We start from the raw sequence: 20,172 nt of genomic DNA on the forward strand, positions 1-20,172 counted from the left end.
GTTATGGCCATTGCCTAATAAATTTTGCTGTTTCGGTCATATCATGGACACCAGTAATTGTTGGCACCAGCTGTGATATAACTCGATTCCATCTGACTAATGGTGCAGTAGTTACATATACAATATCATACGGCTGAAGCTGAAATTCTGTACCTAGAACCATCGCCGATGCATCCTGTGCATTAAGCTGATAGATATTAGCAATTTTTCCTTGCTTATCCCCTTTTAGCTGACGAACAACGAACACACCCGTAGCATCGCTGAATGCTTGTGACATCCCTTCAGCATTACCAATAGCCTCAGCTAACGTCATACCACTGCGATCCATTTTCATAGTACTTTGTTTGCCCACTTCTCCCATAACGAAGACTTTCAAGTCATCATTGCGTGGGACAAATAAAATATCGCCAGGATACAAGAGATGGTTCTGTGTTAAGTCACCTTTCTGCATTAATGCATATAAGGAGATTTTGGTGTCTTTACCATTATGTGTCAAAACAACATTGCGCCAATCTGCGTTCGTAGCTAATCCACCGGCGGCATTTACAGCATCCATTATTGTTAGTGGGATATTCGTAATCGGCTGTTGACCTGATTTTGCTACCTCACCTGTCACATATACTTTTTGAGATCGGAATGCAGCGATGCTGACATCAACCTGTGGGCTTTCAATGTAAGTCGTCAAGCGACTGGCAATGATTTGTCTTACTTCACTTAATGTTTTTCCTGCTACCTGCACCTTGCCAATATAAGGGTAAAAAATCGTACCGTCGGAATTTACCCAGTTGCCGGTATCGCTGGCGCTACGGTACTGACCAGCAGGTGTCGTCAGTTCAGGGTGATCCCATACGGTCACCATCAGTACATCGCCAACCCCAATCCGATATTCATAACTTTTAAGTAGATTATCCAGTTGCGGATTTGGCTGTGCCATTACCGTAACCGGGCGCAGTTGATCGATCAGACCCGGCGTCATCGGGTAAATGTTCACCAGTTTATCCAGATCGTAATCACTGTCAGGTAGTTCTACAACGTTTTTACGCAGGCTATTCAATCCTTGCCCTGGTATTATAGTGCAACCCGATAACAACCCTAATACCAATGCTAAAGTCGAAAATCTCACAATTTTTTTATTCATAATGTCACATCATCAGTAAACTAAAATTTGCTAATTCCTGAGCTACCAGGGTTCCGCCATTTTTCCCACATGGCTTTACACTGAGAAATGCAGAACCTACGTCATTTTCTCACCTAGCTACAGCATTCAGCCTATAAACTAAATGGGATCTCGACCCCGGCACTTGCGCCAACATCATCACTATCACTGTGGTCAGCATCGGTATACCATAGCGATGTATTAAGACGCACGGTCTTATACACATCTCCACTCCATCCCAACTGTATCCCTTTTAAGGTGTCCGAATGCGGGAATGCTTTGTTAATTGATTGATTCTCTGGATTCACTTTGGCATAGGCCAAACGGGCACTCCAGCGCTGATTATCTTCAGTCACCAGCTCAACTTTGCCGGCAAATAATTGCCCATCGCCGCCCATTGCATCACCTAGCGGATAACCCTGCTGATAGTAGCCACCAGTATAGATGTGGTGCCAATAACTATAACCAGTACGGCTCATATTCGTACGAGTATCATGCGCTTCCATATACCAGTTAACCGCACTTTTGCCCCAACCATGGTGCCCTTCCACACCTCCAAGGAACATATTAGCCGAGGGCAGCCCACCCGCTTCATCCTCGCCGACCATTTGTCCGTACAAACTCACCGGCCAGCCCAGTGTCGGTTCTAACTTAAATTTAAAATCAAACCCAGCAAGCTGGTTGCCCGGTTCATTATCAGTACCGGTATTATCCTGTCCGATAAAACCGTCCCAGAAACTACTGAAAGACTGCGGGCGTCCTTCCCCACCCCACTGCATAATGCGTGAAGCCCCAAGTTCCAGAGACTGGAACGGGGAGAAGGTCAGGCGGCCACCGATTATCTTGGCATGCGGCACTGCGGTATATTGATTCATCTGGCTGGCTGAAATCTGATACTGCCACGGACCAATCCAGCGTAGCCACCAGGTCTCCGGTGCCGTCTGTTCGGCACGCTGCATCAGGAACCCGGTCATTGGTCTGGCAGCATCGCCGCGAATTAAGCTACCTTCATAACCAGGGCCCCACCACTGCGGCATCTGGCCAAACGACAGCCACTGGTTCCAGAACTTCACTGCACCATAAGCGCCGTTAGCATTGAAACGTGAGCCATTACTGATACGCTCACCGCCTTCAACATTCCCCTGCAAGTGAACATCCCACCAGTCACCGCTGTTATTAAAGGCCAACGATAGTGAGTTGTCCGCAGGCTGGCTTTGTGCAAAGCCCTGTGGCGTTCCAGGTTGATCGGTTGAGGTATAGCCGCTGACACGGAAATCAGCCTTTAAAGAGGAAAGTCGTTGATTAATACGCGCCAGCACAACCTGCTCGGAAGAGTAGGAAGGTTTAGCTTTTTTTAACGCACGAGTTATTTCCTCCTGACTTAATGGCCAGGTTGAAAGGCTTAGCTGGATAACACCCCTGTCCGAAAGCCAGGACAGATCGTTACGGAGTTCATTATCATTCAGTACCAGACCAGAGGCATAAACCTGCACACTCACCGACGTCAACAACCCTAAAGCAAGTGCAATACGCGCGATTTTCATCATTGTACAAGATCCGTTTTTAGCCCCTTTTCCACAAGCCGGGAGTCGATGGGGAGTATGAGTTTAGAGAGCGCACTCGGACGCCGAGTCGTAGTATGTTAGTTCGACAATGATGATGCAATATTCATCATTGTCGATTTTTATGAAGTGACTTATCGTTGAAACGATTTAGTCCCGCTCTCCATCACATCATAAACATTCACTACTGCCTGATGTGGTAATCCCCGTTGTATACAGCAACATCATAATCATAAAGCCATCGTGCGTGTCCGGAAGATGACCGATTATATACATGTCTTCGGGAGAATCACCTGCTGCAGCAGGTTTTAGGAATTTCTAACAGATGGAGATGAGCCTATATAGGGTTATGGGCTAAGGCTTCACATACGCTACCGCCCTTGGCTCAACAGCTACCAATGCACTGTACTTCACTTTAAACTTTTTTTGACCGGCAACATATGCGGCTAATTATTCAGCACTATTTATACTTTTTCGCGACATCAAGTTTACGAGATTCTGTTGTAAAATGGGAGTGTAAATGACATTTATTCACTCATAAAAACAATGAAAATTTACTCATCCGACAAGTTGTTGTCATTCAATAAAATTATTTAATGATATTGCGTTGGCACTGATAGCCACAACACTCCGAATCCAATTAACCATTTTAACTTATTGTTTTTTATTGATTTTTTGAACCCACCTGAAACAAAAAAAACAATCATGACTTCACAAGTCAACTACAAAAATTAATACTAACCCCCTGATTTATTCTACTTGACAAATTATATTTCACTTAGAGGGTTACTGCATGATTCTATTTAAGATTCTTCTCACTGCGATTATCGGCATCACTATTATCGGTAATATGACTCAGAATGGCATAACAACGAATTATTTCACCAATATGAAAATTTAACGGTGACGCTGAAATCTATTAGTCTCTCTGATGCCATTCGATGTTAACAAACGATCAGTATACCCGCTGATGTAGCTCCGCTCGGGTAAAGGGCTTTTCCAGAGGCCCAAGCCTGACAGCGATCTCTCCCAGTAAAGACTGAGTCGGTGCTTTATTTCCAGTATTCAGGAGTACAACAGGGATGATAATCAGGCTTAACACGCCTCCCCAGGAAAGCGGGGCCTCAACTGCACATGAAGTACGTCTCTGGAACAATAAAAACAGGGCACTTCCACCGGCGCCCAGCATCAACCCGGCAATCACTTCCGATGTCGAATGTGCGTGGATCGCTAAGCGGGAATACCCTACCAGGCCAGCAACGACATAGCCCGCCGCAATGGCAGCCCGACGCAGCGAAACCGTGCCACGGGCACAAAGTAACCACAGGAATATCGGCCAGAAAGCGCTAGAAAGTGCGGTATGCCCGCTGAACCCAGTGAAGTCAATCTCGCGAATGCCCATCCCCCAGCCCATAAAGGCCAGTTTCGATGCACAAACAATGGCGCCAGTAATACCAAACAGCAATCCCCATTGCCAGGCCAGCAATCTTGACGGTCTGCGCAAAAATAAGACCACGAACAATGCGGCCGCGCTGGGTAACAGCACGGTACTATCGCCAAAAAAAGACACCCACTGCCAGTTCATTAATTCTTCATCCTTTGACGATCTCTCCAGTCCGAAACGTCTTTATCCACGACCCCGGTACGGGCATACACATCCGGCAACTTCACATTTTTATGCATGCATTACCGTTGTTTAATGCGTAAGTATGACCTCAGTCAAGTTTTATTTTGTTATGACAACCAACGGTCTTTCTATTTTTCTGAGAAAATTCTCACTAAGTGATTATTAGTCATCATGAAACTTGTGCTACTCCGACCATTGCATCCTGGTTACGCTGAGAGCACAACCAGATGTCTCTGAAGTAACTGATTTTGCACTGCTGAAATAACATTCGCTATAAATCATAACCACATGATTTATAGTGAATTACTAAAATCTGATAGCGATAACCCTGTTTACAGAAGCATGTCATACGTTCAATCTATACGCCTCATACTTCTGTAAACTCTAGATTTTCATACTTTCGCAAATGTCATTATGCTATTTACGCTAATAGCTTCTTGATGCTCTCGCGGAATTTATTGCCTTCTTTATGGTTACGCAGTCCGTAATTGACGAAAGCCTGCATATAGCCCATTTTTTTACCGCAGTCATAGCTTTCGCCGGTCATCAGCATGGCATCGACAGCCTGCTTTTTAGCCAGCTCAGCAATCGCGTCAGTTAACTGGATACGTCCCCAGGCTCCTGGCTCCATTTTCTCCAGCTCTGGCCACACATCAGCAGACAGCACATAGCGCCCAACGGCCATCAGATCGGAATCGAGGCTCTGAGGCTCGTCCGGCTTCTCGATAAACTCGACAATACGACCGATTTGCCCTTCTACATTCAACGGATCTTTGGTCTGGATAACCGAATACTCTGACAGGTCGCCTTCCATTCTCTTTGCCAGCACCTGGCTACGTCCGGTTTCGTTAAAGCGAGCAACCATCGCAGCAAGGTTATAGCGCAGCGGATCGGCGCTGGCATCGTCCAGCACAATATCCGGCAGCACGACAACAAATGGGTTATCACCGACAATCGGGCGGGCGCACAGGATCGAGTGCCCCAGGCCAAGCGGTTGCGCCTGACGTACGTTCATGATAGTAACGCCCGGCGGGCAGATAGCCTGTACTTCAGCCAACAGCTGACGTTTGACACGCTGCTCGAGCAGCGCTTCCAGCTCGTAGGAAGTGTCGAAATGGTTTTCCACAGCATTTTTAGAAGAATGGGTAACCAGCACAATCTCCTTGATACCTGCCGCCACAATCTCGTCGACGATGTACTGAACCATCGGCTTATCGACGATGGGCAGCATCTCCTTCGGGATCGCCTTCGTGGCCGGCAACATATGCATCCCCAATCCGGCTACTGGAATAACTGCTTTCAAACTTGCCATTCTCTTATCCACCCATTTAGTGATAATTCTTTCGATACCGGTGAGTTTTCAAGCATTACCGATATCAATGTGTGATATTACCAGTTTGCGGTTGGCACGACTTCCCGCAAAATTCTGAAACTGCATGTTTAATGAGAGAATACACTCAAAGTATAAGGACCGACAGGTCGCTTTGAGAAAATTCTCATACCTAAGACGCCCTTAGATCGTCGCCTCAGTTTCTCTCGCGGTTTATGGGCCAGATATAGAGGAATTCCGTGAAATGTCAGGCGTATTACATCAGAATAACTTATCGAAGAAGTGAGGAAACCAGCGAACAACAGGTATAACACGATGAATAGTGGAAGATAATTCACTATCAACTTCTCTCAACCTTGACTGCCGGACCAGCACGGCATCGTCATCACCCGTGACCAGCGACAAGCGTCAGTTCCCTCTGTTTCTTCCCACCCCTTAACCCTATTTATATCTAAACAATTAATTTAAATTAACCAAATACTTCAACAACTACCGAATAAGGTAGCTGGAAAACCTAAAAACCAATCATTAACCATTCAGGTCACCTGCCGATCACTCCCTTTTCTCGCCCTTCTGGTCGATAAACTGCATCCATGGCATTAGCCATCATACATTTCGACTACGCCTCATAATATGGAAATAAATACCGAGTCAGCCACCCGTAATCTATTTATAATTAAGCTTATACGCATAAAAAATAAACCATTGGTTTATTTTTTGCTCACTAAAATATTCCGAAATGACGCATTATCTCCGTCTTACTCATCGTCGTAATGACCAGGGTCCGCGGGAATATATTGCAATTTAGCAAGAGCTTATCCATGATCGATAAATGGCACTCTTATGTTGTATAGGTTTTAGCGAATGATCGAATGGATTGCCGACCCCTCGATATGGGCCGGTCTCGTAACGTTAGTGGTTATTGAGCTGGTTCTCGGTATTGATAATCTGGTTTTTATCGCCATCCTCGCCGAAAAGCTCCCTCCGGCACAGCGTGACCGTGCGCGTGTTATCGGCCTGATGCTGGCGATGGTGATGCGCCTGCTGTTGCTCGCCTCGATATCCTGGCTGGTGACCCTGACAAAACCGCTGTTCACCTACCATGACCTCAGCTTTAGCGCCCGCGATCTGATTATGCTGTTTGGCGGACTATTCCTGCTGTTTAAAGCCACGGTAGAGCTTAATGAACGCCTGGAAGGCAAAGACAGCGATAACCCTGTTCAGCGCAAAGGGGCAAGGTTCTGGGGCGTCGTCGCGCAAATTGTGGTGCTCGATGCCATCTTCTCCCTCGACTCGGTGATCACCGCCGTCGGGATGGTGGATCATCTGGCGGTGATGATGGCCGCGGTGATTATCGCCATGAGTCTGATGCTGCTTGCCAGCAAGTCATTGACACGCTTTGTTAACAGCCACCCGACCATCGTCATTTTATGTCTTAGCTTCTTGCTGATGATTGGTTTCAGCCTGATCGCTGAAGGATTTGGCTTCCCGATCCCCAAAGGCTATCTGTATGCCGCCATTGGTTTCTCCGTCATTATCGAATCACTTAACCAGCTGGCGCTTTTCAACCGCCGTCGTTTTCTCTCTGCGAACCTGACGCTGCGCCAGCGGACCACGGCGGCGGTCATGACGCTGCTTAGCGGGCACAGGGAAAATACCGACCCCGGCAGCGACACTGCTGCACTGATGGTCAGCGAGCAAGATCATCCGCTTTTTAATCCCCAGGAACGTCGGATGATTGAGCGGGTGTTAAACCTCAACCAGCGCACCGTCAGCAGTATCATGACCTCACGCCACGATATTGAACATGTCGACCTGAGCGCGCCGGAAGAGGAAATTCGCGAGCTGCTGGAGAAAAATCAGCACACCCGTCTGGTTGTGACCGGTGGCGAGAATGAAGAAGATTTGCTCGGCGTGGTCCACATTGTTGACCTGCTGCAACAGTCGCTGCGCCAGGAGCCCCTCGACCTGCGCGTGCTGCTCCGTCAGCCGCTGGTGTTCCCGGAAACGCTCCCGCTTCTGCCTGCGCTGGAACAGTTTCGTCATGCACGCACTCACTTTGCTTTCGTGGCCGACGAGTTTGGTTCCGTCGAAGGGCTGGTCACATTGAGCGATGTGATGGAAACCATTGCCGGCAATTTGCCTAATGAAGTGGAAGAGATTGATGCGCGCCACGACATTGTCAAAAACCCTGACGGCAGCTGGACGGCCAACGGGCATATGCCGCTGGACGACCTCGTGCAGTTCATCCCCCTACCGCTGGATGAGAAGCGCGAATACCACACCATCGCCGGCCTGTTGATGGAATATCTGCAGCATGTCCCTGAAGCGGGCGAAGAGGTCAAGGTCGGTGAGTATATTGTCCGGACGTTGCAGGTCGAGAGTCATCGGGTCCAGAAGGTGCAGATTATCCCACCACCGCCGCCAGATGATGAGACTGATTACGAAGTGTAATGCCAGTCGGTGACACCGTTCCCCCGGTTGCGCTACCGCTTTCCGGGGCTACAGGCTAATACGAGTGGCCCGGATAAGGCGCTGAGCGCCGCTACCCGGGCCATACAGATGCAAGATACTCAACGCGGCTTAATGCTTATCGAGCAACTTCTTCACGTCTTTGCCGTCCTGGGTGTTCTTATTGCGCTCCATCCAGTCGTTAAGGCGTTGTTTGGCTTCATCCTGCAACTGCCGGCGCAGCACCTGATCGACCTGCAGGCTGTAGCTTAACTCCTGCCATTTGCCGTAGATACGCAGCGGAATCGCCGTCTGTTTGAGCTTGTCGATAAGCTTGCTTTCACCTTTCCAGCCACCGAGCACGCGGACGTTAAAGTGCATATCGCAATTTTCTTTCAGCAGGTTAAGGTCGCCCTGCCCGGTCAACGCCATCATCTCTGATTGCCCCTGCAGATTCTTCAGGGTCACCTGCCCCTGCGCCAGCTGCAGTTCGCTGCTCATCGCATCCAGACGCGTCGCGTTATCGTAGTTTTCCTGAGCCTGAACGTTGGTGCTACGTTCTACGGCCTGCTGGACCAGCTGCTGGAAATTAAGCCCTTCCGTGCGGGTATCGCTCATCCGCAGCTGAGCGTCGCCCTGCCAGCTGCGACGGAAATCATCGGCATCAATTCTTTCGCCAGAGAAATCGCCGGTTAAAGAGAGTTTCCCGGTCAGATTCAGCGAATAATTAAACGCTTTCAGGATGGTCGCAATCTCGACATTATCCAGTTTTGGCTGGAAGGATGCCTGTGAGGTATCACCACGCACGTCAAGGCGGCCGGGGAGCGATATCACGCCGCCATCCAGTTCACCTTGCAGCTGATTGATGGTCAGCAGCCCCAGTTGGTTAGTAATGTCACTTTTCACCTGGGTAAACTTCATGCCCCGCCACTGCAGCTGGTCGGCCGCCAGCGACAGATGGGCGCTGAATCCGCGCAGACTCGCATAATCGTTTTGAATATCGCTATCGGCAATCACCGGGCGCAGCTGTCGCGGCTGGCTTTGTCCCTGCTGAGTCGCCCCCGCATCGGTCGCGGGAGAGCTGTGAATCAGCAGGCTGTCGAGATCGAGCGTGGTGGCGTGAAGATTGAGGTTCCAGTCCGCCCGATCGCCTAATACCACGCTGGCATCACCGCTAATCGCGCTGCCGTTAGCAGTCAGATTGAGATTATCGAAGCTGATTTTTTTCTCATTTTCCTGCCAGCTCGCCTCCAGGCTACCCTGCCCGCTGACGCCTTCAGCCGGGAGTTCCGCGCCGCGCAGCTGCCAGTTCAGTTGAGAGATATCGGCTTTTAAAGAATGAGGATAGTCGCCGCCCTGCACCTCGGCGGAGAAAGAGAGCGCTAAGTCACGCTGGTCGCGGTTGACCCGCCCGGAGAAATCGAGCGTGGCGTGGTGATTTTCATCCTGCTCCATCTGCAGGCGAATATCGCGTACCGTTACCTGCTCACCGTCTTCGTGCTGGAAGAACAGGACGCTATCCGCCACCTGCAGCTTTCTGACATCGTAAGACCAGCCGTTATCTTCCGGCACCAATGGCAGCGTGTTGTCATGCGGGACTACTGGCGCATCCTGGCGGCGCACGGCTTCGGTCTGCGGCGTCAGCTGGATAACCGCGCCTTTTAACATCACCTGCTTAACCTGCAGCTGATGCGAAAGCAGCGGCATTAGCGCCACGTCAAGACGCATGTTGTCCGCGCGCACCACCGGCTCAGCGGCGCCCGGCGCGGTCAGCGTCATACGGCCTGAGAGAATGCTCAACTGCGGCCAGACATGCCAGCGCAGCGGGCCATCGAGTTCGAGCTGATAACCGCTACGTTCCGCCACCTTATGCACCATATAGGAACGAAAATCGTTGGGATTGACCAGCAATACCAACGCGGTTAGCCCGGCGACTACCACCGCCAGCAAGATCATTAGCGTTGTCAGAATTCGTCTCATGGCACCCTCAGTACACCGCTTACGTTATCAGTCCTTGTCGATTCGACTCGCCACCGCGCCCTGCTGGTCGCGATATTTGGCGTCTTCACGGCGGTTATAGGGCCGTGCCGCAGGGCCTGACAGCGGTTCAAAACTCAATGCGCCGATAGGCATCCCCGGGCGCAGCGCCAGCGGCAGCTTACCGGAGTTGAAAAACTCCAGTACGATGCAGCCAGACCAGCCCGGATCGATACGGTGCGCGGTCACGTGCACCATCAGACCCAGACGCGCCAGCGAGGAACGACCGTCCAGCCAGCCGACGAGATCGGCCGGCAGCGTCACTGACTCATAGGTCACCGCCAGCGCCAGCTCTCCCGGATGCAGGTAGAACGCTTCGCCTTCCGGCAACACAATCTCTTCGCTCATCACCCGTTCCAGCGCGGCGGCGACTTCGGCCTTCGGCCCGCTAAGGTCAATAAAGGGCGCGGTGTGCCCACGGAATGTGCGGAATTTATTCCCCAGCCGAACATCAACGGTCGCGCCGTTAATCCGCTCAACAGGTGGACGCGGGTTAATGACCAGCCGTCCTTCATCCAACCAGGCTTCTATATCTCGGTCGCACAGACGCATGAGCGCTCTCCTTTAAGGCGTGACGCCCCAAGACCTTCCGGGGCTAAGGGCAATGTAGATTCTCTTTGCACGTTACACAATTCGTCTGTGTTATTCAAAGAACTGGCTGATTTTTGCCTTAAGAATATCAATCGCAATCCGGTTCTTACCGCCGCGAGGCACAATAATGTCGGCATATTGCTTAGAGGGATCGATAAACTGCAGGAACATCGGGCGAACGGTTTTCTGATACTGCGCCATTACCGAGTCCATTGAGCGACCGCGCTCATTGACGTCGCGCTTGATGCGGCGCATCAGGCAAATATCCAGCGGCGTATCGACGAAGATCGAGAAGCTCAGCTCATTACGCAGGCGCACGTCGGTCAGCAACAAAATCCCCTCGAGGATAATCACTTTCTTCGGTTCAATGTGGACAGTTTCCGGCATACGCGTATGTTCAACATAGCTGTAAACCGGTAATTCAATGGGCTGGCCGCTTTTCAGCATCTGCAGATGCTGGAACAGCAAGCTATGATCCATCGAGCTCGGATGGTCGTAGTTCGTTTTAACACGCTCTTCCATCGACAAATGACTTTGATCTTTGTAGTAGCTGTCTTCCGGAATAACGCCAATATGTTCATCGCCGACCTGTTCACGTAATTCGCGATACAGCGTACTGGCGATGAGACTTTTCCCCGAAGCCGATGCGCCGGCGATACCTATAATGACGCACTGATGAGACGTATCAGTCATAACTTTTTTGCGACCTGATTAACCTGGATGTATATACACAACGCTCTGAATGAATTTGTGTATTGGAAGGGTGACGATTGACCGTCAAACGCGGCAATTATAGGGATTTCAGCCCGGCGATACCAGAGGTATGCGCCCCACAACGCTATTCCTGCGTCGGAGACCACCCTTCTGTATACCAGATGTGCAATAACGCGTAGGAACGCCACGGCTGCCAGCGTCGAGCATAATGGCCAATACGTGCTGGCGTCATGCCACTGAACCGCTGTTTAATCAGATAATCATCCGGCAAAAAGATATCCTTCGCCTGCCAGCCGCGCAGGGCAAAATAGCTTGCGGTCCACCGGCCAATGCCCGGCAGCGTCTGTAACTGCTTCATCCCGGCATCGATATCGTCCGGCGCCACCAGCGGAAGCTGGCCGTCGATGGCCGCCTGCGCCAGATGAATTAAGGCTTCGGCGCGGCGCAGCGACATTCCGGTGGCCTTCAACGCCAGCGGATCCGCACTCGCCAGAGCCTGCGGTTCCGGAAAAAGGAAGTAGCCCGGCGCATCCGCCAGCGGCTCGCCATAGGCCGCCACCACTTTAGCCGTCAGCTTCGCCGCCATCGCCACGCTGACCAGTTGTCCCAGTACCGCACGCACCGCCTGTTCAAACGCGTCGAGTGAACCAGGTAACCGCAATCCTGGCCGCCCGCTGGCCAGCGGTCCCAGCACCTGCGCCACCTGCTGCGGATCGCAGTCCAGGTCAAACAGGCGCGCCACCCGGGCGAAGCACTCCTCCGCCACCGGCAACAGGCCAGGCGATAACGTCACCCGTAATCCTTGCGCCGCCTCATCGGGCACCACCTTAATTAAACCGTGGTGGTCCGCCAGCGAAAAACTGCGGGCATAATGCCCTTCTCCAAAGGTTTCAATGCCCGTCACCGCACGCGCACGCAGAAAATCAAAAATCCATTGCTGGTCATAAGGTGGCTTCCACGGTAACAGCGTCATTCTCTCTCCTTCTTCATCTACCCTTATTAAATGCATCAATCATAGACGCTTTGTCTCTGACGGGCCTTGCTTTTAAATTCCAGTTGTCGCGATGGCGGCAATCCGCTAAAGTCGCCCCCCTTCTTCACTGGCATGGGGATTTTCAGGTCATGTTTATTGGTTTTGACTACGGAACCGCCAACTGTTCCGTTGCGGTGATGCGCGATAATCAGCCGCATTTGTTAACGCTGGAAAACGGCAGCACGCTGCTACCGTCAATGTTGTCCGCGCCGACCCGCGAAGCGGTCAGCGAATGGCTCTTCCGCCATCATCAGGTGCCGCCAAACGGTGATGAAAACCAGGCCCTGCTGCGTCGCGCCATTAACTACAACCGCGATGAAGACATTGACGTCCTCGGCAACAGCGTCCAGTTTGGCCTTGCCTCGCTGCATCAGTACGTTGACGACCCGGAAGAGGTGTACTTCGTTAAATCGCCAAAATCCTTCCTCGGTGCCAGCGGCCTCAAGCCGCAGCAGGTCGCGGTGTTTGAAGACCTGGTGTGCGCCATGATGCTGCACATTAAACAGCAGGCGCAAAACCAACTGAGTCAGAATATCGACCAGGCAGTGATTGGTCGACCGATCAACTTCCAGGGACTCGGCGGTGATGAGGCCAATACCCAGGCGCAGGGGATTCTGGAACGCGCGGCAAAACGCGCCGGGTTTAACGACGTGGTTTTCCAGTTTGAGCCGGTCGCTGCCGGCCTGGATTTCGAAGCCACCCTGAGCGATGAAAAACGCGTGCTGGTGGTCGATATCGGCGGCGGTACCACCGACTGTTCATTGTTGCTGATGGGGCCACAGTGGCGCCAGAAAGCCGACCGCCAGCAGAGCCTGCTGGGCCACAGCGGCTGTCGCGTCGGCGGTAACGATCTCGACATCGCGCTGGCATTTAAATGTCTGATGCCGCTGCTGGGCATGGGCGGAGAGACCGAGAAAGGGATTGCCTTGCCGGTCCTGCCGTGGTGGAACGCGGTAGCGATTAACGATGTTCCGGCACAAACCGAGTTCTACAGCACGGCCAACGGTCGACTGCTCAATGATCTGTTGCGTGATGCCCGCGACGGCGAAAAAGTGGCGCTGCTGCTGAAGGTCTGGCGCCAGCGTCTCGGTTATCGCCTGGTACGCAGCGCAGAAGAGAGCAAAATCGCCCTCTCGGCCCAGGACAACGTGACCACCGGACTGCCGTTTATCGGCGACGAACTGGCAACGGCAATCAGCCAACAGGGGCTGGAAGCGGCGTTAAACCAACCGCTGACGCGGATCATGGAGCAGGTTCAGCTGGCGCTGGACAACAGCCGCGAAACGCCGGATGTCATCTATCTTACCGGCGGTAGCGCTCGCTCCCCGCTGATTAAGAAAGCGCTGGCGGCGCATCTGCCGGGCATACCGATTGCCGGTGGCGATGATTTTGGCTCGGTCACCGCCGGGCTGGCCCGCTGGGCGCAGGTGGTGTTCGCCTGATCTTTACGGGGCAGGCTCTGCCCCGCTATTGAACCCGTCGGCGCATGGAACGCGCGGCTCCTTTTGGTTCATTTGTGGTTTTATTCTCGTATTCATTGCCCCGCTTGTAGTGCTTTATATTGCCGCACCGCCGCAGCAACACCATATTCCACCGTTCACGCCCCAACCAACCTGCTGAATCCCTGTACTGGCGCGGTCTGGAGATCAGATCCGTCCAGTAGCACCTTTTGTAAATATCGCTGGAATAATCTCGTTGTCCGCCGCAGAATGCTTTGCCATTAGAACCTCATTAATAAACTCCCGGATCCCGGGGGATGGCCTGTGCAAGTTACCGCGAGCATTGGCTATTTTATTTCTTTTTATTGATCCATGCCGCAGGGGGCGAGTTTGCATCATATCCGCGCCGTTACTGGCTCCATCCTCCCGATCGTCTGGAGCCGCAGAGTCCTGCTGTGGATCTGCTGCGGCATCATCATCGGCCTCCAGTATTGCCCCCCTGCCCGTGCGCAAACCCGGCAGATTGGCCTCGATACGCCGGTACAATGGTATGCCGACAGCAGCAATTCGCTGACTCTGGAGGGTTTTCTCGCGTTACCGCCGGGTGCGCTCAGCGAGGGGCAACGTATTCCTTCGTTTGGCTATTCTTCAAAGACCTACTGGCTACAGACCCGTCTGCCGGAATCGTATTTTCAGGGTGAACCACGCTGGTTGCAGGTTGGGCCTTCTTTTGTCGATCATCTCAACGTCTATTATCGTCCCGCCGGAAGTGACCTTCCGTGGACGCTGAAAGCCTTTGGCGATCGCGCCTCTACCCGCGATAGCGATCTCAATTACCGGGAAAGCGTCCTGATTTTGCCAGCGCCGCCGAGCGCCGCGGGTTACGATGTCGTGTTCCGCCTGCAGAGCAGCAGTACCCTGATCCTGTTGGCGACGCTTTCCTCACCGCAGGAATTTGTACAGGCGGCCACCCGGGATACCGCATTCTGGAGTTTTTATTTTGGCCTGGCCTTCATTGCCAGCGGGGTTGCCCTGTGGCTCGCCTTGTTGCTACGTCGCCGCCTGCTGTGGGGGATCTGCCTGTTTTCCCTTAACTATCCGCTGGTGGCGGCGCTGCACGGCTATCCTGAATGGTTTTTCGGGGACGCGGTGCTCCCGGTACAGGACGCGATGATCAGCTATCTGTCGCTGCTCAGCTATGCCACCGCGCTGTGGCTGCATAGCGAGGTGTTTGACCTTAAAAAGAATATGCCGCGCTTGCACCAGCTGCTGCTCGCCGCTATTGCGGTCAATGTTGTGCTTCTCGCCAGCGTTCCGCTGGGCTTTTATGGCCTGGCGATGCAGATTGAGGCAGGGATGTTCTTTATCGCTGCCCCTATTCTGCTGCTCACCTCATGGGCCCTCTGGCGGCGCAAAGCCATCGATTTGCACACCTTTCTGCTGGGGCTGCTGCCTCCCGTTTACGTGGTCTCCGCCGCCCTGGCGCTGCTGTCGGTTCATGGCGTGATCCCTTTTCATAACGCCATTTACTCGACCTGGCAATACGCGCTGATCGTGCATATTGTCACCGTGCTGATCATCGCGGTGCTGCGCATCCGGGCTGAAAACCGCAGGTTGATGCAAAAGCAGCAGTTAACCCGCGAACTGCAGATCGAGCGCGAAGCAAGCTTTCAGCAGCGGCAGTTTATGGGCATGGTAGCGCACGAGTTCCGCACGCCGCTCTCCGTTATCCAGGGGGCGCTGGAAAATCTGCGCTTATGCACTCCTGAAGCCGCGCAAGGGCCGCGTCTGGATCGCATGCAGCGCGCAACGACACGGCTGGTCCAGCTAACCGATAACTGCCTGGCCGATGCCCGCTTATCTTCCAGCGCGCTGCATGTCGATAAACAACAGGCCGACCTGCTCCCGGTGATCTATATGGCGGCAACGGTGGTTGAACTCTCCCTGAATCATTATTTTACCGTCACGCTGGCCGGGAAAACCGTCGATTCACAAACGCCATCGCCGGCGCTGTGCGTTGATAGCGGACTGCTGTGCATTGCGCTGGCCAATCTGCTGGACAACGCGGTCAAGTACTCCCCGTCCGGCGAGATCGCGGTCGATATCTATCCGAATGTGGGCCACTATGAAATTCGCATTCGCGACCAGGGACCGGGGATCGCCGGCGATCAGGTGGAACGGATTTTTGAGCGTTACCAGCGTGGCTCCGTTCGCACCACGCCCCCCGCCGGCACCGGTCTTGGGCTGTACGTTGCCCGACAAATCATCCAGGCGCACGATGGCGAGCTGTGGCTGATAACCAACAGCCCGGATGGTTGTGAATTTGCGCTCACGCTTCCCGTGGATGCCCCATCACCGCACAAGAGAAAATCATGACATTACGCGTGGCTATCATTGAAGACAGCGTCGATCTCCTTGACGAACTGCTGGCCTTTCTGCGCTTTCGTGGCTTCAGCGCCTGGGGCGTGCACAGCGCCGAGGCGTTCTGGCGACAGCTGCATCGCGATCCGGTCGATTTGGTGCTGATCGATATCGGTCTGCCCGGCGAAGACGGCTTCAGCGTGCTGGACTACCTGCATGAGCTTGGTGAATACGGGCTTGTGGTGATGACGGCCCGAGGACATGAGCAGGATAAACTGCAGGCATTTAATCTTGGCGCGGACTGCTTTCTCATCAAGCCGGTCAATTTTGCCGTTCTGGCCGAAACCCTTCATTCTCTGGGCGCCCGGCTTAAGCAGCAAAACGCCGCCTCCCCGGCCTCAGCGCCCGTAGTTGCACAGCCTGCTTCAGCATCCTGGCAATTGCAGCCTGAAAGCCTGATAGCCCCCTCCGGCACGGCGCTCCCGCTGACCCAGCAAGAACACCGGCTGCTGGCGCGCCTGATGCACAACCGCAGTGAAGTCTGCCGCAAGGTCGATCTTCACGCCTATCTTTTCCCCGATGAGAGCGAACCGGAGCTGCACCGCATTGACGTGGTGATCAGCCGCCTGCGTAACAAAGCGCGTCTTCATGGCGTGGTGTTACCCATCCGGGCCATTTTTGGCAAAGGCCTGGCATTTATCCCCTAAACTCCCTCTTTCCCTATCCCGGCGTACAAGTTGCACGACCCGGATTGTTTTTTCAGCGATAAGTTATTCATTTGGCTGTTGTTGTTAATTTTTCTCACTTTTTGAGAGGAATGAGATAAATGAGACTGACGGAAAACTAAGAATTTTCTTACATTGACCCGACGCCGTGAAGGTCTTGTCCGAAAACAGCCATGCAACAGGAGAGTGAAGCGCCCACTCTCCCGTCTAGCCACTTTCCGGGTATCCCTGATTTATCACTTCCAGGGATATTATTCCGCGCGGCGACGTTACGCGAATAAATGTAAGACGCGATAATAAAAGCTTTATACGGAATACCCATTTTCGTGTCCGCGCCGAGGCACGTTTATACCCAATATAATTCGAGTTGCTTGTAGGCGGCAAAGCCGTAAATCCCCAGGAGCTTACTCAGGTAAGTGACTGGGGTGCGCGGGTGCAGCCAACACCCAGGCAACTTGAAGTATGACGGGTATATGACACCATCAATATCAGTTAAGGGATCTTAAGCATGGTTTTGCAAACGTGGTTAGTTTTACTGCTGTGTATTTTTCTGCTGTGCGTCTCTGTTTATAGTCTTATTACTTATATCAAAGATCGGAATAGACAAAAATTCCCATTATTCTATAAAAATAATCGTAAACGATAATCCGGGTTGTGCTGCCGTCCTGATACAAGACCGTGGCAGCAGTTTATCAAATACGCTTCCCCGCTAGCTATTGCCGTATACGCCCGAAAGGTTGCTCGCAGCATGGCGTCGTGTTGATGCGCAGGAATATCACGCCATGAGAAATATCAGTATCGCGATCGTTAGCCGCAACACCTTCCTCAGGGCGTCGCTGATGGCCATCATCGACGATCTCACCCAGGCCAGCGATGGTCTGACGGTCAGCTTTACTCACGCGACGAGTGGGCTGGCCGAGCAGGATATTATCATCACCGAACTGCTGCCGGGTGAGATTCATCTCTGTAATATCAGCATTAAAAACCGTAAGAAAAACAGCGAAGTTATCATTCTACATCGCTATGAGACCCTGCCTGAAAAGAGCCGGATTGTGAACTGTCTGAAAGACGTGACCTTCGTGCCGCTCCGAACTGTCAGTCTTGATGGCATGGCTGACATTATTGCGAAAGCGCTGAAACGACGTGCGGATCCCACCGTAACCCAGGCGTTCGACCCGGCACTCATCTGCGTCAACTGCCCGCATAAAACCCTGTCACCTTCGCAGGTTGTGGTGGCCCATGGTCTAATGCACGGTTTCGATATTGGCAAAATATCGACCCTGCATCAGATCACCCCGAAGGTGGTTATCTATCATAAAAACCAGATTATGGAAAAATACGGGCTGAATAATCACTCTGACTTTTTTCAGTTTATTCATCTACTCAAGCAACGAGGTTAATACCTGCAGGTACCATTAGCGGGAAAATTAGGATTATAGCGGGTTGTTCAGGGCGGATAATCTGAAAGTCGTTGAACAAGGGTAAAATAATAGCGCAACGGCGGTCGCTAACCGGTAATATTATTCGGCACCTGGGTATAACGATACTGCCGCGTATTTTTGTACCCTTAGAACAATGCTTTTATTACAGGTGCGACCATTTCGTCACATTGCCCCTTGCGTGCCTGTTGGGGGCCTCTTTTTCTGCCGTATTTCACCCTTTCTTAAGTTGATGCCCCTTTACCGGGGCATCACTTTATCAGGCCTGAACTTGAGGCTCCCCTTCCGGCACCTCTTCCTGTAACTGCCCTTCATTCTTCGACAGCATCGCCGTGGCGATCCCGTTGCCCAGCACGTTAATCGCCGAACGCCCCATATCGAGGAAATGGTCAATCCCCATCAGCAGCAGGATCCCGGCGACCGGAATATTGAAGCTGGGGATTGTCGCCGCCAGCACCACCAGCGCCGAACGCGGTACCCCGGCAATGCCTTTGGAGGCCAGCATCAGCGTCAGCATCATGACGGTAATTTCGCTAAAGCTGAGGTGGATGTTATAGGCCTGGGCAATAAACATCGAGGCAAAGGAGCAGTAGACCATCGACCCGACCAGGTTAAAGGAGTAACCGATCGGCAGGACGAAGGAGACGATATTGCGCGAACAGCCAAAGCTCACCAGTCGCTCCAGGGTCTTCGGATACGCGGCCTCAGAACTGCTGGTGGTGAAAGCGACCAGCACCGGGTCTTTCAGCATGTTAAGCAGACGAAAGACTTCTTTCTTCAGCACCATGTAACCTACCGCCAGCAACACGCCGCTGGTCAGCAGCACGGCCAGGTAGTAACCGCCGATAAACGAGGCGTAGTTGAGCAAAATCCCCATCCCCTGCGAGGCAATCACCGAAGAAATGGCGGCAAAAATGGCCAGCGGAGCCACGTACATCACATAGCCCGTCACCTTCAGCATGATGTGCGACACCACGTTCAGCGCAGCCACCAGCGGCGCATTGAATTTCTCACCCAGCGACGCCCCGGCAATCCCGAAGAACATCGAGAACACCACAATTTGCAGAATTTCGTTGTTCGCCATCGCATCGGTAATACTGGTGGGGATGGTATGCGACAGGAAGCCTTTCAGGCTCATCCCGCTCACCGCCAGGCCGGTATCCACCGCTTCTTTCGGGATCGCCAGATTTAACCCAGCGCCCGGATGTTGCAGGGTCACGATCACCAGGCCCACCAGAATAGAGAGGATCGACGAGGTGATAAACCACACCATCGCCTTACCGCCAACCCGCCCGATGGTTGCGGTTTCACCCAACCGCATGATGCCCACCGTCAGGGTGCTAAAGACCAACGGCGCAATCACCATTTTAATCAGTCGTAAGAACATGTCGGTAAACAGCGTGATATTTTCCGACCAGGAGGCAACCGCCCCTGGGGATGCGTATTCATGAATCACCGCGCCGGAGAGGATCCCCAGCAGCATGAAAATGACGATGAACAGCGTGAGTTTGTTTGCACTTGCCACAAAAATGAACCCCTGATTTATTTAACGTATTGATTTTTAACGTGTATGTATTTTATTTATAATTACACATTAAACATTCGACACATAAATTGAATAAAACCTGCAAGAGTTACAACTCTTTTTTAGTTATTTATCTCTGTAGTTGACGGAAAGGTTGACGCATATCAATCCGCCACCGGGGT

At 52.4% G+C, this 20,172-nt stretch carries 15 protein-coding genes; 6 read left to right on the forward strand and 9 right to left on the reverse strand.

Features of this window, described 5'->3' with window-relative positions; genetic code table 11:
* Nucleotide 1 precedes the first annotated feature (1 nt).
* From EDF82_RS08480 to galF, 4 genes are all read right to left on the reverse strand, one after another.
* Nucleotides 2–1,138: a polysaccharide export protein gene (locus EDF82_RS08480; protein ID WP_123755057.1), complete on the reverse strand. Its 1,137-nt coding sequence runs from the start codon at nucleotides 1,136–1,138 to the stop codon at nucleotides 2–4.
* A 131-nt stretch (nucleotides 1,139–1,269) separates the two neighbouring features.
* On the reverse strand, nucleotides 1,270–2,703 hold the full coding sequence (locus EDF82_RS08485) for a capsule assembly Wzi family protein (protein ID WP_123755058.1): 1,434 nt from the start codon (nucleotides 2,701–2,703) through the stop codon (nucleotides 1,270–1,272).
* A 970-nt stretch (nucleotides 2,704–3,673) separates the two neighbouring features.
* Entirely contained in the window at nucleotides 3,674–4,303 is a 630-nt protein-coding gene (locus EDF82_RS08490; protein WP_123755059.1) for a phosphatase PAP2 family protein, read from the reverse strand.
* A gap of 463 nt (nucleotides 4,304–4,766) precedes the next feature.
* Complete coding sequence (galF, locus tag EDF82_RS08495) at nucleotides 4,767–5,657, reverse strand: UTP--glucose-1-phosphate uridylyltransferase GalF (RefSeq protein ID WP_123755060.1); 891 nt, start codon at nucleotides 5,655–5,657, stop codon at nucleotides 4,767–4,769.
* A gap of 885 nt (nucleotides 5,658–6,542) precedes the next feature.
* Here galF and EDF82_RS08500 point away from each other — a divergent pair.
* A complete protein-coding gene (locus tag EDF82_RS08500; RefSeq protein WP_123755516.1) occupies nucleotides 6,543–8,129 on the forward strand; it encodes a TerC family protein in 1,587 nt (528 codons plus the stop codon).
* A 129-nt stretch (nucleotides 8,130–8,258) separates the two neighbouring features.
* Here EDF82_RS08500 and asmA read toward each other — a convergent pair whose 3' ends face one another.
* The 4 genes from asmA to alkA form a co-directional block, all read right to left on the reverse strand.
* Nucleotides 8,259–10,106 carry an outer membrane assembly protein AsmA gene (asmA, locus tag EDF82_RS08505; RefSeq protein WP_123755061.1) on the reverse strand — a complete coding sequence of 616 codons (1,848 nt, stop codon included), beginning with the start codon at nucleotides 10,104–10,106 and terminating at the stop codon, nucleotides 8,259–8,261.
* A 27-nt stretch (nucleotides 10,107–10,133) separates the two neighbouring features.
* A complete protein-coding gene (gene dcd / locus EDF82_RS08510) occupies nucleotides 10,134–10,715 on the reverse strand; it encodes a dCTP deaminase (RefSeq protein WP_123755062.1) in 582 nt (193 codons plus the stop codon).
* 90 nt (nucleotides 10,716–10,805) lie between these two features.
* Complete coding sequence (gene udk, locus EDF82_RS08515; RefSeq protein WP_123755063.1) at nucleotides 10,806–11,447, reverse strand: uridine kinase; 642 nt, start codon at nucleotides 11,445–11,447, stop codon at nucleotides 10,806–10,808.
* A gap of 145 nt (nucleotides 11,448–11,592) precedes the next feature.
* A complete protein-coding gene (alkA, locus tag EDF82_RS08520) occupies nucleotides 11,593–12,441 on the reverse strand; it encodes a DNA-3-methyladenine glycosylase 2 (protein ID WP_123755064.1) in 849 nt (282 codons plus the stop codon).
* A 149-nt stretch (nucleotides 12,442–12,590) separates the two neighbouring features.
* Here alkA and yegD point away from each other — a divergent pair, with 149 nt between their 5' ends.
* The 5 genes from yegD (at nucleotide 12,591) to EDF82_RS08540 (ending at nucleotide 18,426) form a co-directional block, all read left to right on the forward strand.
* Nucleotides 12,591–13,943: a molecular chaperone gene (yegD, locus tag EDF82_RS08525; protein WP_123755065.1), complete on the forward strand. Its 1,353-nt coding sequence runs from the start codon at nucleotides 12,591–12,593 to the stop codon at nucleotides 13,941–13,943.
* 387 nt (nucleotides 13,944–14,330) lie between these two features.
* Entirely contained in the window at nucleotides 14,331–16,316 is a 1,986-nt protein-coding gene (locus tag EDF82_RS08530; RefSeq protein ID WP_370453880.1) for an ATP-binding protein, read from the forward strand.
* Entirely contained in the window at nucleotides 16,313–17,008 is a 696-nt protein-coding gene (locus EDF82_RS08535) for a response regulator transcription factor (protein WP_123755067.1), read from the forward strand. The genes EDF82_RS08530 and EDF82_RS08535 overlap by 4 nt, the downstream gene beginning before the upstream one ends.
* A 526-nt stretch (nucleotides 17,009–17,534) precedes the next feature.
* A complete protein-coding gene (locus tag EDF82_RS25150; RefSeq protein WP_148060386.1) occupies nucleotides 17,535–17,672 on the forward strand; it encodes a small membrane protein in 138 nt (45 codons plus the stop codon).
* A 136-nt stretch (nucleotides 17,673–17,808) separates the two neighbouring features.
* Nucleotides 17,809–18,426 carry a transcriptional regulator gene (locus EDF82_RS08540; RefSeq protein WP_123755068.1) on the forward strand — a complete coding sequence of 206 codons (618 nt, stop codon included), beginning with the start codon at nucleotides 17,809–17,811 and terminating at the stop codon, nucleotides 18,424–18,426.
* A gap of 298 nt (nucleotides 18,427–18,724) precedes the next feature.
* On the opposite strand, the gene EDF82_RS08545 is transcribed toward EDF82_RS08540, so the two are convergent.
* The gene (locus EDF82_RS08545; RefSeq protein WP_123755069.1) at nucleotides 18,725–19,990 is read right to left on the reverse strand and encodes a dicarboxylate/amino acid:cation symporter; all 1,266 of its coding nucleotides are present in this window, start codon (nucleotides 19,988–19,990) and stop codon (nucleotides 18,725–18,727) included.
* Between the last annotated feature and the right edge of the window lie 182 nt (nucleotides 19,991–20,172).

This window comes from Klebsiella sp. BIGb0399, from assembly GCF_003752615.1.
Classification (GTDB): Bacteria; Pseudomonadota; Gammaproteobacteria; order Enterobacterales; family Enterobacteriaceae; genus Klebsiella; species Klebsiella lignicola.

Excerpts from the sequence above, each read along its gene's own strand:
- dcd (WP_123755062.1), bottom strand. The coding sequence starts at position 10,715 with ATGCGTCTGTGCGACCGAGATATAGAAGCCTGGTTGGATGAAGGACGG.
- udk (WP_123755063.1), bottom strand. The coding sequence starts at position 11,447 with ATGACTGATACGTCTCATCAGTGCGTCATTATAGGTATCGCCGGCGCA.
- galF (WP_123755060.1), bottom strand. The coding sequence starts at position 5,657 with ATGGCAAGTTTGAAAGCAGTTATTCCAGTAGCCGGATTGGGGATGCAT.
- EDF82_RS08480 (WP_123755057.1), bottom strand. The coding sequence starts at position 1,138 with ATGAATAAAAAAATTGTGAGATTTTCGACTTTAGCATTGGTATTAGGG.
- EDF82_RS08490 (WP_123755059.1), bottom strand. The coding sequence starts at position 4,303 with ATGAACTGGCAGTGGGTGTCTTTTTTTGGCGATAGTACCGTGCTGTTA.
- EDF82_RS08485 (WP_123755058.1), bottom strand. The coding sequence starts at position 2,703 with ATGATGAAAATCGCGCGTATTGCACTTGCTTTAGGGTTGTTGACGTCG.
- EDF82_RS25150 (WP_148060386.1), top strand. The coding sequence starts at position 17,535 with ATGGTTTTGCAAACGTGGTTAGTTTTACTGCTGTGTATTTTTCTGCTG.
- asmA (WP_123755061.1), bottom strand. The coding sequence starts at position 10,106 with ATGAGACGAATTCTGACAACGCTAATGATCTTGCTGGCGGTGGTAGTC.
- EDF82_RS08540 (WP_123755068.1), top strand. The coding sequence starts at position 17,809 with ATGAGAAATATCAGTATCGCGATCGTTAGCCGCAACACCTTCCTCAGG.
- EDF82_RS08535 (WP_123755067.1), top strand. The coding sequence starts at position 16,313 with ATGACATTACGCGTGGCTATCATTGAAGACAGCGTCGATCTCCTTGAC.
- yegD (WP_123755065.1), top strand. The coding sequence starts at position 12,591 with ATGTTTATTGGTTTTGACTACGGAACCGCCAACTGTTCCGTTGCGGTG.
- alkA (WP_123755064.1), bottom strand. The coding sequence starts at position 12,441 with ATGACGCTGTTACCGTGGAAGCCACCTTATGACCAGCAATGGATTTTT.